This window comes from Spirulina subsalsa FACHB-351 (assembly GCF_026130165.1).
Taxonomy (GTDB): domain Bacteria; phylum Cyanobacteriota; class Cyanobacteriia; order Cyanobacteriales; family Spirulinaceae; genus Spirulina_A; species Spirulina_A subsalsa_A.
Window position 1 is genome coordinate 21,877 of the sequence record NZ_JAIHOM010000053.1, and the last position, 12,807, is coordinate 34,683.

At 48.7% G+C, this 12,807-nt stretch carries 10 protein-coding genes and 1 pseudogene; 6 read left to right on the plus strand and 5 right to left on the minus strand.

Annotated features, from left to right (window positions below):
* Window positions 1-151 precede the first annotated feature (151 nt).
* The 3 genes from K4A83_RS12140 to lipB form a co-directional block, all read right to left on the minus strand.
* Window positions 152-2,146 carry an SPFH domain-containing protein gene (locus tag K4A83_RS12140; RefSeq protein ID WP_265264831.1) on the minus strand — a complete coding sequence of 665 codons (1,995 nt, stop codon included), beginning with the start codon at window positions 2,144-2,146 and terminating at the stop codon, window positions 152-154.
* Window positions 2,147-2,167: 21 nt separating this feature from the next.
* Window positions 2,168-2,884, minus strand: a complete 717-nt coding sequence (locus tag K4A83_RS12145; protein WP_265264832.1) for a YqiJ family protein — start codon at window positions 2,882-2,884, stop codon at window positions 2,168-2,170.
* A gap of 331 nt (window positions 2,885-3,215) precedes the next feature.
* Window positions 3,216-3,896, minus strand: coding sequence for a lipoyl(octanoyl) transferase LipB (lipB, locus tag K4A83_RS12150; RefSeq protein ID WP_265264833.1), 681 nt, complete (start codon window positions 3,894-3,896; stop codon window positions 3,216-3,218).
* Window positions 3,897-4,595: 699 nt separating this feature from the next.
* On the opposite strand from lipB, the gene hpf reads away from it, so the two are divergent.
* From hpf to thrC, 4 genes are all read left to right on the plus strand, one after another.
* Window positions 4,596-5,261, plus strand: a complete 666-nt coding sequence (hpf, locus tag K4A83_RS12155) for a ribosome hibernation-promoting factor, HPF/YfiA family (protein ID WP_265264834.1) — start codon at window positions 4,596-4,598, stop codon at window positions 5,259-5,261.
* Between the two features lie 167 nt (window positions 5,262-5,428).
* A complete protein-coding gene (rimO, locus tag K4A83_RS12160; protein ID WP_265264835.1) occupies window positions 5,429-6,751 on the plus strand; it encodes a 30S ribosomal protein S12 methylthiotransferase RimO in 1,323 nt (440 codons plus the stop codon).
* Between the two features lie 324 nt (window positions 6,752-7,075).
* Complete coding sequence (locus K4A83_RS12165) at window positions 7,076-8,515, plus strand: DEAD/DEAH box helicase (protein ID WP_265264836.1); 1,440 nt, start codon at window positions 7,076-7,078, stop codon at window positions 8,513-8,515.
* A gap of 152 nt (window positions 8,516-8,667) precedes the next feature.
* Entirely contained in the window at window positions 8,668-9,774 is a 1,107-nt protein-coding gene (thrC, locus tag K4A83_RS12170) for a threonine synthase (protein WP_265264837.1), read from the plus strand.
* Between the two features lie 263 nt (window positions 9,775-10,037).
* Here thrC and K4A83_RS12175 read toward each other — a convergent pair whose 3' ends face one another.
* Window positions 10,038-10,190, minus strand: a complete 153-nt coding sequence (locus K4A83_RS12175) for a chlorophyll a/b-binding protein (protein WP_017305021.1) — start codon at window positions 10,188-10,190, stop codon at window positions 10,038-10,040.
* A gap of 193 nt (window positions 10,191-10,383) precedes the next feature.
* Between K4A83_RS12175 and K4A83_RS12180 the strand changes: the two genes are divergently transcribed.
* Window positions 10,384-11,124, plus strand: coding sequence for a cytochrome c biogenesis protein CcdA (locus K4A83_RS12180; RefSeq protein ID WP_265264838.1), 741 nt, complete (start codon window positions 10,384-10,386; stop codon window positions 11,122-11,124).
* Between the two features lie 14 nt (window positions 11,125-11,138).
* Window positions 11,139-12,467: a cytochrome c biogenesis protein gene (locus K4A83_RS12185; protein WP_265264839.1), complete on the plus strand. Its 1,329-nt coding sequence runs from the start codon at window positions 11,139-11,141 to the stop codon at window positions 12,465-12,467.
* Window positions 12,468-12,696: 229 nt separating this feature from the next.
* Here the strand turns inward: K4A83_RS12185 and K4A83_RS23180 are convergent.
* Window positions 12,697-12,807, minus strand: a pseudogene (locus K4A83_RS23180) (RNA-guided endonuclease InsQ/TnpB family protein); the annotation flags it as partial.

Below are 12,807 nucleotides of genomic sequence, written 5' to 3' on the forward strand. Positions count from 1 at the left end.
CTTCACCCCGACATTCAAAATAAAAAGGGAAAGAAACCCGGTTTCAAGCTTGAGGTCAGAAACCGGGTTTTCAACAGGGGTTAAAGGCACTCCTAAAAGAATGAAGGCCTAGCTGGGGTTAGTCTCAACTCCAAAATCAAGTTAATCTCGATTAACCGACGGTAGATTCTGGTGGCTCAGGAGCAAGGGGGGGCTGGGTTTTGGGGGGAGAGGGGGCGGGAGGATTCCCGTTTTCGTTGGGACTACTTAAAACCTGTTTGACTTGGCCTAAGAGATTCCCTAACTTCCCTTCATCTAACAGGGTGTTGACGAGGGACAAACCACTGGTAGACAGCAGAAGTTTACTAATATCTCCCATGTTACCGTTGCCGTTGCCGTTGCTGTTGGGGAAGGCGAAAATCCGGGCATCCCCTAGGACTCCGGGCTGCGGGGCGAGGGCTTTGGCGAGTTCGGGTAAATGATCCGCCACGTCGGGGAAGAGGGCTTTAATCAATTCTGCGGTACGGTTCGCATCGCTGAGGGCGTTTTCAGCTTCAATCAGAGCGCGTTTCCCTTCGGCTTCTGCGATCGCCTTAAAGCGATTGGCCTCCGCTAATGTCCGAATAGACTCCGCTTCAAGTTCCGCCGCTTGCCGGGCAATTTCCGCTTGACGACGACGACGGAACACATCAATTTCCACCACATTCTGATCGGCGATTTGTTTCTTCTGGGCTTCTTTTTCCGCTTCAATCATAGACAGGCGACGTTCCCGTTCCGCCTGTTCCACCGCTTGGGCGGTACGCACCGCCGATTCTGCTTCGGCGCGTTCGGCATCGGCAAGGAACCGTTCTTTTTCCTTGGTGGCAATGGCGATCGCCGTTTCCTGTTGCGCCACACTGGATTCCTGTTCCGCCATCGCGACCTCAATTTTCGCCCGTAAGCGAGAAGCATCTACGGCCTGTTGACGAGTAATTTCCGCCACCTCAGCCTCTTGTTTTTGAATCGCTTGGGCAACTTTTAGCTTTTTGTTCTGTTCTTCTAGAGCAATACTCGCTGAGATTTGGCTCTGTTGAATCGTCAGTTGTTTCTGGATTTCCTCCTCTTCCACCGCTTGATTTTGTAGGATTTTATTCCGCTCAATTTTCGCCAATTCTTGGTCTTTAGCCTCTTGAATTTCCCGCTCCCGTTGAGCTTTTAAAGCCTCTAGTTTCTGGTTTTGGGTTAAGCGCAAAGACTCGATTTCTTCATGTTGATTAATCTTGGCGGCTTCCTTATTTTTGGCAATGGTTAAAGACTTCCGCTCGGCATCCAGTTCCTGTTCTTCAATGGTGACACGAGTCGTTAATTCTACTTCCCGTTTTTGTTGAATCGAACGCTGGATGGTTTCAGTTCTCAGCCGCACCCCTTGGGCATCAAAAAAGTTGTTTTCGTCGTAGGTATCGCTTTCCTCAATCTCGGAAATCGCGATGTTATTTAAGGTTAAGCCAACTTTCTTTAAGTCCTGTTGAATTAAGTTCAACACTTCATCCGCAAACCCTAACTTATCTGAGTCAATTTCCGCTAAACTCTTCCGTTTAGCCGCCGCACGAATGGCATCATCTGCCCGTTTTTCCAGGGCCTCTTTAATATCAGCCTCAGAAATAATTCCTTTTTTCGACAAACGAGCGGCCGCAATACTCACATCGTCTTCATCGGCATTAATACAAACATAAAAGGTTACGCGCATATTCGCCCGCAAATAATCCTGAGTCCGCACAGCAAGGGGACCGGTTCGTTCTACGTCAATATTAATCTCCCGTAAGGGAACCCGGGTGAGTTCATGGAAACCGGGTAAAACCACACAACCACCGTTAATAATTACCTTTTTCTGTTTGGTAAATAAGCCCCCCGTACGAACAAAGGCCTCGTTATTGGGGGTAATATTGTAAACCAGTTTATAGGACCATAGAGCGACCACTAACAGGACAAAAATAAATAGAACCGTGCCTGCTGGGACAAATAACCCCGTATTAAAATCGCTAGGGGTTTGGGCTTGTATCGGAGAGTTTGGTTGAGCTTGAGCCATAATAATTGGCTCGCTTTCTTGAACAGCAACTTGCTCGAAAATTTGATTATGTTCATCTTCGAGGGTAGGTAAAGATTGGAGTAAATTGAGCCAAAGTTTCATAGAATTTATTGGTAAATTGGGTTAAGAATCTTGAATCTCTGGGTGATTAGCAAGCCAACGATCTTGATCGGAGCTATCTTTAGCAATCACTTGATAACTATGGGGACGACGATCCACGACAATTACTTTTTGTCCCCGTTGCGGTGCAAAGGTTGCCCAGTCGGGGAGGGTGGCGCTAATGGTGACGAGGTTATGGTTGGGATCGGAAACATCGACTTGACCAATTTTGCCCTCTGTAAGGGGGGGGATGGTTTTAGAGGTGACGGTGCCAATACAACCAATTAGGCGATCGCCACTGGCATCTTCTCCAAAGGGGGCAAACAGTAAACCAATGGGACGAGCAATCCAACTCCCCAGATAAAAACTGAAGATCAGGGAGGTGCTGAAAATCACCCCTCCCCAGCCCCAAAAGGTGACAGGAATCTCCCCGGTGATCGAACCCACCACGGTATTCACCACCCATCCTGTCACCCCCCAGAGGCTTAAATTCGTAGCCAGTAGCAAGATTAACGGGGCTTTCCCCACCCCTAACCAACCTAAAACTTGAGCGGCACTAAATTCCCCACTACTTTCTACATCGGGGTCTGCATCGGCTTCTAGGATGCCATTGCCTGCATCAATATCCCCGTCTAAATCTAGCTCATCGTCTCCACCACCGGATGCAATGACAAAGAGAAATAAGGCAATCCCAACGCCGAGGATAATCCAGTAAGGCAGGTGACTGAGACTGTATAGCATAACTTAAGGGGGTGAAAACCAAGGTCTACCTCAACCAATGGGGAAACCTTCCCCCAGAGTAACGACTGTTCTTCACAACGTCAGGAAAGTGAAAACATTTTTAACGTTTCTGTTGATTAACCCTCGCTTTTGCTCTCTGGAGAATAACCAAAAAGAAGCGGGAAAGGATAATCCAATAACCTCTCCCACCACAGTAACTCTGACCAATCGAAGCAATACTATTTCATTATGACTAAGGCCTGTATATGTTCGGGGGGGTTAATGTATATTCTCGTCATGTCAATAAATTTTCCCCACCTCACTGCGATGAGATAGGGAAATCGATCGCTCATTATTTTAGATTTTCTACCATTTCTACCCCAAAGACATGAGCAAAAGCGCTAATAATTTTTGGGCGGACGGCTTCCACGGTCAGGGTGGGGATAAATTGGCTGAGACTGCCGACGGGTCGATCTGTAATGCCACAGGGGGTAATCCGCTCAAAACCCCGGAGGTCGGGACATACATTGAGGGCGAAACCGTGCATGGTCATCCAGCGCTTGACTTTAATCCCAATGGCGGCTACTTTGTAGCCTTCGACCCAGACTCCGGTTAAGCCCGGAATGCGATCGCCTTTCAGACCATAGTCCGCCAAAACGTGCAGAATCACGGCTTCGAGTTGCCGTAAATACCAGTGCAAATCGGGCTGATAGTGGCGTAAGTTTAGGATAGGATAGCCCACTAATTGACCCGGGCAATGATAGGTCACTTCGCCGCCCCGTTCTGTGCGGTGCAGTTCGTAGGGAGCTTGTTGGGGATCAAATTTGACAAAGGCCAGATCGGAGCCGGTGCCTAGGGTGTAAACGGGAGGATGTTCTAATAGCAGCAGCAGATCCTCTAGACTGGGGTCTTGTAATCGTTGCTCTAGGTGGGATCTTTGTTCGGCTAAGGCGATCGCATAGGGAACGCAGCCATACTGTTTTACCACACAGCGTCGCGGCCTAGAACAGGGAACGAAGGAGCGGTCGATCATGGGTAAAAGGGGACTAATAGCAATAAATGTCAAGAGATGCAACGGAACATGAAGAGAAGTCAAGGGAATCGGTTCTCTGGAATACAAGATGCTAGGGTGAAGGTAGAACAATAGGACGTTATTTTAACGCGCAAGGTCAAAGCAAGGTTAAAAACAAGGTCGAAAAAAGGAGGCTACCCGCCCAATCTCATCATATTGTTTTTTGCAAGCTCAGACTCATTCTTAGAGCTATGTTCGTGCTATAATTAAGAGCAGGAGGATTGCACACATAAAATGCAGGAACTGTCAATCCCATGATATGGGATTGAAGGCAAAAATAAAAGCAGTAAATCTCTGTCGATCCATGTTTAAAAGAAAGACACTTCCCCGGAAAACCCCAAGAAAAATACTGACCCGAAAAATACAGTCTAATCACGGCTTTTGGCTTCGTTGCTACTCCCGACTTGCTTAATGGAATTCTGGTAAAATATCTGGGACAATAACTGATCTCAACTTTCTGGTACAATTGCGGTTTACAGAATTGTAATTTGCAAATGTGTAGAAGTTTTTCAGGCTGAGACAGTTCAATTCTCGCAGAGTTCAATTTTTGTAAAGAAACGAGTAGTTTTGTGAATAACTCCACATTAAACAGCATGAATGCCTTGCTGTTGGGGAGTCATTCAACTGTTCGACTTAATAGACTTAAATGGAGTAATCGATATGAAGCTATTAATCCAGGGCAATAATATTGCAGTCACTGAAGCCATCCACAACTATGTTAAGGAAAAGCTGGAAAAAGCAGTTCGGCATTTCCAAAATATCACCACAAAAGTTGATGTTCATTTGTCGGTGGCCCGCAATCCCCGGATCAGTAATAGTCATAAAGCAGAGGTGACCGTTTATGCGAATGGAACGGTCATCAGGGCGCAAGAAAGTAGTGAAGATTTGTATGCAAGCATTGACTTAGTGGCGGATAAGATTGCCCGTCAACTGCGGAAATACAAAGAGAAACATCTGTTCAAGAAAGTTCATGCTCAGGTGAAAACAGGTGAGGTAATCGAGGAGAAACCTGTTGATGAAAATTTAATTGGCGATCGCCAACCTGAACTTCCTCCCGAAGTAGTGCGCATGAAATACTTTGCTATGCCTCCCATGTCCGTCGAGGAAGCGCTGGATCAATTACAGATGATTGACCATGACTTCTACGTTTTCCGTAATAGTGCCAGCGAGGAAATCAACGTGATTTATATTCGCAATCATGGCGGATATGGTCTGATTGTGCCGCGTAATGGCAATGGGAACGGGAACAGCAACAATGGCAGTACCCATGTGATTCTCGAAGAAGAAGAGGATTCTTTGGCGGAATTCCCCCCCGCTCAAGTGTAGAGTCCCTGTGAGTGCAATCTAGAGTCACTTAACCTCTCCCCTCCTTTCGGGGGAGGGGTTTTAGTTAGGGAATCGGGAATAGGGAACTGATTGCTGAGTTTCCTCCCTTGCTATCCTGCTTTCATTATGTTAGAATGGAGAGTCCGAAATCCAAACTAATGGAAAGCATGGGCAACAAGCCAACCATTGCGCTCTCGCACTTAGGCTGTGAAAAAAATCGAGTTGATTCAGAACACATGATCGGTCTGCTAGTGGATGCAGGCTATGGTGTGGACTCCAACGAAGAAACGGCCGATTATGTTATTGTCAATACTTGTAGCTTTATTCAGGCCGCAAGAGAAGAATCGGTTCGCACCTTAGTAGAACTAGCAGAAGCCGACAAAAGAATTGTAATTACGGGCTGCATGGCCCAACATTTTCAAGACGAATTGTTAGCCGAAATCCCCGAAGCGGTGGCCGTGGTGGGCAGTGGGGACTACCATAAAATCGTAGAGGTGATCCAACGGGTAGAACAAGGGGAACGGGTGCAAGAAGTCTCGGCAGAACCCGTATATATTGCGGATGAGACAGTTCCCCGTTATCGCACCACCACCGAGGGGGTGGCTTATTTGCGGGTGGCGGAAGGTTGTAATTACCGTTGCGCCTTTTGTATTATTCCCCATTTGCGGGGCAATCAGCGATCGCGCTCCATCGAGTCCATTGTCACAGAAGCCCAGATATTAGCCGATCAGGGCGTGCAGGAATTGGTCTTAATCTCCCAAATTACGACGAATTACGGCATTGATTTGTATGGGGAGCCCAAACTAGCCGAACTATTGCGGGCATTAGGTCAAGTGGATGTACCTTGGATTCGGATGCACTATGCCTATCCCACCGGACTCACCCCGGCCGTCTTAGCCGCCATGCAGGAAACCCCTAACGTTTTACCCTACTTAGACTTACCCCTGCAACATTCCCATCCCGAAATTTTGCGCGCTATGAATCGTCCTTGGCAAGGGCGAGTGAATGACGAGATCATCGAGAAGCTCAAAACAGCTTTACCCGATGCCACATTACGAACCACCTTTATTGTGGGTTTTCCGGGGGAAGAAGATCATCACTTCGAGCATTTAGCCGAATTTGTCCAGCGTCACGAGTTTGATCATGTGGGAGTGTTTACCTTTTCTCCAGAAGAAGGCACCCCCGCCCATGACTTGCCCCAACAGGTAGATCAAGAGATGATGGACGAACGGCGCGATCGCCTAATGTTGATTCAACAACCCATAGCTGCCCGCAAAAACCAAGCCGAAATCGGGAAAACGGTACAAGTCCTAATCGAGCAAGAAAACCCCGCCACCGGGCAATTAATCGGCCGTTCAGCCCGTTTTGCCCCCGATGTAGATGGTTTAGTCTATGTAGACGGCTCCGCCCATTTAGGCAGTCTAGTTCCTGTAAACATTACGGATGCCGACGTTTATGACTTGTATGGGGAAATAGTTCCGGGTTTGTAGTTGCGCTTGGGCACTCCCGCTTAAGGGCTAAAGCCCAACAACGAGCTAGGTTTGTAGTTGCGCTTGGGCGTCCCCGCTTAAGGGCTAAAGCCCAACAACGAGCCAATGTAGATGATTAATCATCAAAACTCAATCCTCCTATCCCCAATCCTCAAGAAAGATTAACGGACAGAAAGTAAGAAACCTTCTACAATGGGAAGTATGCTTAGGATTTCTTAACAAAATTGGGTAATCTTAGGGATCACCCTTGACAATCCGCCCTTTTCCCTATTTGCAAAATTCGTTAACTTTCCTAAACTATACGAAAGCAACAACAAGTAACCTATGACAATTTCGTTCAAAAGCCTGGGACTGTCTGATGTGCGCGTCGAGCATCTCGAAGCAATGGGTTTCAGTGAACCCACCGAGATTCAAACGCAAGCGATCCCGCAACTATTAGCGGGGCGCGACGTAGTGGGTCAATCCCAAACAGGAACAGGTAAAACAGCCGCTTATTCTTTACCCATCCTTGAACAGATTGATCTGCAAGGGTCCGAGGTACAAGCCTTAATCTTGACTCCGACCCGCGAACTCGCACAACAAGTCGCCCAGGCCATTGAAGATTTTTGGGTCAACCGGAAGTTACGAGTTTTAACCGTTTGTGGAGGTCAATCCATCGAACGGCAAATTCGCAGCCTCCGGCGGGGGGTGCATATTGTTGTGGGAACACCGGGACGGGTGATTGATTTACTCGATCGCAATGAGTTAAATCTGGATCAATTACAATGGGTCGTCCTTGATGAAGCCGACGAAATGTTAAGCATGGGCTTCATTGACGATGTGAAGAAAATTTTACGAACCACGCCGGAACAACGGAAAACTTGCTGTTTTTCCGCCACTATGCCCGGGGCTATTCGGGAATTAGTCCAGCAGTTTCTAAAATCTCCAGTCACAGTCACCGTCTCTCAGCCCAAAGCTGCACCGACTCGCATTGAGCAGAAAATCTATATGGTGCCTCGCAGTTGGACTAAAATTAAAGCCCTGCTGCCCATTTTGGAAATGGAAGACCCCGAATCCGGGATTATTTTTGTGCGGACAAAACGCAGCGCGGCGGAAATTACCAGCAAACTGCAAGATGCAGGTCACAGCGTAGACGAGTATCACGGTGACTTGAGCCAAAACCAACGGGAACGGCTAGTTCAGCGCTTCCGCTCTGGTCAAGTGCGCTTAGTGGTAGCTACCGACATCGCAGCGCGGGGGTTAGATGTGGAAGACCTCAGCCATGTGATTAACTACGACTTGCCCGATAACACCGAAACCTATATTCACCGCATCGGACGGACAGGACGGGCGGGGAAAACCGGAACGGCGATTTCCCTGATTCAGCCGATGGATCGTTATCTATTGCGTCGCATTGAACGACGAGTGCGCCAAACCTTGGCTGTGGATAAAATCCCCAGTCGTTCTGATGTGGAAGCCCATCGCTTGAGTAAATTACAAAGTAAGGTGCAAGAAACCTTAGCCGGGGAACGGATGGCATCCTTCCTCTCTACCGTTAAGGAATTGAGCGCGGAATATGATCCCCAAGCGATCGCCGCCGCCGCCTTACAGATGGTGTATGACCAGTCTTGCCCCAATTGGTTAAAGTCAGATTGGGATGTGCCGAATATTGACCCCAATAAACCCATTAAGCGGAGTCAGTTACGCAAACTGGGAAAGCAGAATAGCGAGGACTCGTCGGATTCCTTGCCGAAAAAATCTGCTGTTCCGAATAAAGCGCGTTAAACCGTGAAGTTGGGGTGAAACTCCCGGTTTTCAATGCCCTTGAGGTTAGAGTCCGGGAGTGTCAAATTCAATGGAATAATGGAAAAAGAAGCTGGAAGGGCGCGCTTAAGGCTCTCTTCCAGCTTGCAATTCATGTTTAAGGTTCAAGGACTGTGGTTCTGAGTTATTCTGCAACAAATTCATCGGATCAAGTGGCTCACCGAGGGCAATGGCGAGGCTTAATTGAAGAGTATCGGGCGTTTTTGCCTGTGAGTGAAAATACCCCGGTTGTGACGTTACATGAGGGCAATACCCCTCTGATTCCGGCTCCGGCGATCGCACAACAAATCGGTCGAGGGGTGAAAGTTTATGTGAAATATGACGGTCTAAACCCCACGGGCAGCTTTAAAGACCGGGGAATGACTATGGCCATCTCTAAGGCCAAGGAAGCGGGCGCTCAAGCCGTGATCTGCGCCAGTACGGGGAACACTTCAGCAGCAGCCGCCGCCTATGCTAGACGCGCCGGACTCAAGGCTTTTGTGGTGATTCCCGATGGTTATGTGGCCCTGGGGAAATTGGCGCAGGCGTTGGTCTATGGGGCCGAAGTGATTGCCATTGAGGGTAACTTTGACGACTGTTTAAATGCCGTGCGCACGATGGCCCAAGAGTATCCCGTGACCTTGGTGAATTCTGTCAATCCCTACCGTTTAGAGGGACAAAAAACCGGGGCTTTTGAAGTGGTGGATGCTTTAGGAGACTCTCCCGATTGGCTTTGTATTCCGGTGGGGAATGCGGGGAATATTACGGCCTATTGGATGGGGTTTTGTGAGTATCATCAGGCGGGCCATTGTCAAAAACTGCCCAAAATGATGGGTTTTCAAGCGGCGGGAGCAGCCCCGATTATTCAGGGTCATCCCATCACCGATCCGAAAACCATTGCCACGGCCATCCGCATTGGGAATCCAGCAAGTTGGGATAAGGCGATCGCCGCCCAAGAAGCCTCCCAAGGGGCCTTTAATGCCGTGACAGACGAGGAAATTCTAGAGGCCTATCGTTTATTGGCGAGTCAAGAAGGGGTTTTTTGTGAACCCGCTAGTGCGGCCTCGGTGGCAGGATTGCTCAAGGTGAAAGACCAAGTTCCCTCCGAGGCGACTGTTGTCTGTGTGTTAACGGGGAATGGTTTAAAAGACCCTGATTGTGCCATTCAAAACTGCAACAATCCTATTAAGTCTGGAGTAGCCCCTAATGTGAGTGCGATCGCCCAAGCGATGGGGTTTTAATTTTTCAACAAGGCTGACCCGTTAAGCATGAATGTCCTCTTGTCAAGGTCAGGGAATAGGGAATTAATAACATTACTCCCGACTCCCAACAATCCCCCAAGTTCAACGCGACATCCTCCCGGCGCTCATCGATCGGCACAGCCCGGGGCTTCTCGGCGTTAGCTCAACAAAAAACTGGACAAGGGTAGCAACCCGATCCAGTGTTTGTTAGGAGATTATTCCGAGATTAATTTTTTCTGAGATTGACAGAGGTTAGCGGGCAATTACATTAAGCCCCAGAAGTGTAGCAGACCTTTCCCACTGACTAATTCAATGATTAGAGCGGCAGCAAAGCCAATCATGGCTAAACGACCGTTCCAGTTTTCTGCACCTTCGGTAAAGCCAAATTTGAATGAGTTCCGTTCTTGGTTTTCCATATCAGCCTCTTTGTGTGAAATGTAAAGCTTTCTGTAACTTAAGTTAACAAAAATTTACAAGAACGACAACTCGCGGGTCTTTTTTTTAGATAAATTTTACTTATCTAAAAGATCAAAGAGCATCCAGTCTGTTGTGGCGAACCAGACGCGCTAGGATCAAGGATGAACCTTGCCCCCCTAGATTCATTGCTATATGCTCGACACCCTGCAAACCCAACTCTATAACTTGTCCCAATGGGCGGATCACTTAGTTCTGCAACAACTCAGTCATCTGACTTGGCTGAGTTTGGGGGTGATCTTACTGGCAGGATTGCTCACCAGTTTGACCCCTTGTATGCTGTCCATGTTGCCCATTACCATCGGTTATATTGGCGGCTACCAAGACCAAGGACGGGGAAAGGCGATCGCACAATCCCTCTGGTTCGCCCTTGGATTGGCCACAACCCTCGCCGGACTGGGCATTCTCGCCGCCTCCCTCGGTCGAGTGTACGGTCAAATTGGCGTAGGTTTACCGATCATTGTGAGTTGCGTCGCCATCCTGATGGGCTTAAACCTACTCGAATTAATTCCCCTTCAATTCCCCAACTGGGGCGGCACCGATTGGATTGCCCAAGAATTACCGCCCGGATTGCGATCCTACCTTTTGGGGTTAACCTTTGGTTTAGTCGCCTCCCCTTGTAGCACCCCCGTCCTCGCCAGTTTATTGTTTTGGGTGGGGGAATCTCAAGATTTAGTCCTCGGGGCTAGTCTCCTCTTAGCCTATGCCGTGGGCTATGTTGCCCCCTTAGTCCTAGCAGGCAGCTTTACCGCCTCCTTAAAAAAACTCCTAGAACTCCGTCGCTGGTCTGGTTGGATTAATCCCCTGAGTGGTGCATTATTAATAGGGTTCGGGGTGTTTTCCCTCCTCTCTCGTCTGCCCTTGGGTTTAGCCTAATATAGCCTAATATTATGACTTCTTCCACACTGCCCTCTCCCGTCAAAAAAGCGTGGCGTAGTAGCTTAAAGGCGATCGCCGATTTACGTCTAGCCATTATCCTCCTCCTGCTCATCGCCCTCTTCAGCATTAGCGGCACCGTCATTGAACAGGGTCAAAGCCTGTCCTACTATCAAAGCAACTACCCCGAAGATCCCGCCCTCTTTGGATTTCTCACCTGGAAAGTCCTCCTCACCCTAGGCCTTGACCACGTTTATCGTACCCCGTGGTTTCTGTCCCTCCTCGTCTTCTTTGGCAGCAGTTTAACCGCTTGCACCTTCACCCGGCAACTCCCCACCCTCAAGGCCGCCAGAACATGGAAATTTCGCACCCAAGCGGCACAGTTTGAAAAACTCGCCCTCAGCGCCGAATTAGATCGAGGCTCCCTTAATTCCCTGCTTCCCCTCCTCGAACAATACAACTACAAAGTCTTTCGCCAAGAAGACGCGCTCTATGCTCGCAAGGGCATCATCGGACGCATTGGCCCCATCGTAGTCCATGCCGGGATCTTAATCGTCCTCGCGGGCGGCATTTGGGGCGCAATGACCGGATTTTTTGCTCAAGAAATCGTCCCCAGTGGGGAAACTTTCCACGTCCAGAACATCATTGATGCTGGGCCCTGGGCTAAAGGTCAAATTCCCCAAGATTGGGGCGTAAAGGTCAATCGTTTTTGGATTGACTACACCCCAGACGGCAACATTGACCAGTTTTATTCTGACCTCTCCGTTGTGGATGAACAGGGAGCGGAACTAAAACATCAAACCATTGCTGTCAATACCCCCTTACGGTATGACGGTGTGACCTTTTATCAAACGGATTGGGGCATTTCTGGGGTAAAAGTTCAATTAAATAACAGTCCCGTGTTTCGTTTGCCAATGGCCCCTTTACCAGCCTTAAAAGGGCGTTTTTGGGGGACATGGGTTCCCACGAAACCGGATTTAAGTGAAGGGGTTTCTTTACTCGCTCGGGATTTACAGGGAACCCTCTTAACCTATGATCGTCAAGGCCAACTCATGGGGGCCGTGCGGACTGGACAGGGGATTGAGCTACCCAATGGGATTACCTTAAAGGTGGTGGAACTCATTGGCTCCACTGGGCTACAAATTAAAGCTGATCCCGGCGTTCCCCTTGTCTATGCCGGATTTGCCTTGTTGATGGTGGGTGTGGTGATGAGTTACTGGTCCCATTCTCAGATTTGGGCTATGCAAAAAGGCGATCGCTTCTATTTGGGAGGAAAAACCAATCGCGCTCAGGTCACGTTTGAGCGGGAGGTTCTACAAATTCTAGAACAGGTTTCTCGGTGAACCCTTGTCTTGACCAAGGGAATAGGGAATAGGGAATAGGTAATAGGGAATAGGTAATAGGGAATCGGAAATAATTATCAATTGTCAATTGTCAATTATCAATTCCCCACTCCCCTGCTCCCCTGCTCCCCTGCTCCCCCTCTCCCCAAGTTATTCAGCAAGCCCTAAGTTGTTGTTAGTCGAAACTTCAGTTAGTCCCAACTCATCCTCAAATTTGACACTCCTCGGCCTAAAGGCACGAGGATTCTTGGTTCACAGACTCGCCATAACCTAGCAGGATTGCTCCAACCAGGCTAGAGGGCAAATCTCCCCAAGCTTTAGATCCGGTATGCCCTACCGT

Excerpts from the sequence above, each read along its gene's own strand:
- K4A83_RS12140 (WP_265264831.1), bottom strand. The coding sequence starts at position 2,146 with ATGAAACTTTGGCTCAATTTACTCCAATCTTTACCTACCCTCGAAGAT.
- K4A83_RS12145 (WP_265264832.1), bottom strand. The coding sequence starts at position 2,884 with ATGCTATACAGTCTCAGTCACCTGCCTTACTGGATTATCCTCGGCGTT.
- lipB (WP_265264833.1), bottom strand. The coding sequence starts at position 3,896 with ATGATCGACCGCTCCTTCGTTCCCTGTTCTAGGCCGCGACGCTGTGTG.
- hpf (WP_265264834.1), top strand. The coding sequence starts at position 4,596 with ATGAAGCTATTAATCCAGGGCAATAATATTGCAGTCACTGAAGCCATC.
- rimO (WP_265264835.1), top strand. The coding sequence starts at position 5,429 with ATGGGCAACAAGCCAACCATTGCGCTCTCGCACTTAGGCTGTGAAAAA.
- K4A83_RS12165 (WP_265264836.1), top strand. The coding sequence starts at position 7,076 with ATGACAATTTCGTTCAAAAGCCTGGGACTGTCTGATGTGCGCGTCGAG.
- K4A83_RS12175 (WP_017305021.1), bottom strand. The coding sequence starts at position 10,190 with ATGGAAAACCAAGAACGGAACTCATTCAAATTTGGCTTTACCGAAGGT.
- K4A83_RS12180 (WP_265264838.1), top strand. The coding sequence starts at position 10,384 with ATGCTCGACACCCTGCAAACCCAACTCTATAACTTGTCCCAATGGGCG.
- K4A83_RS12185 (WP_265264839.1), top strand. The coding sequence starts at position 11,139 with ATGACTTCTTCCACACTGCCCTCTCCCGTCAAAAAAGCGTGGCGTAGT.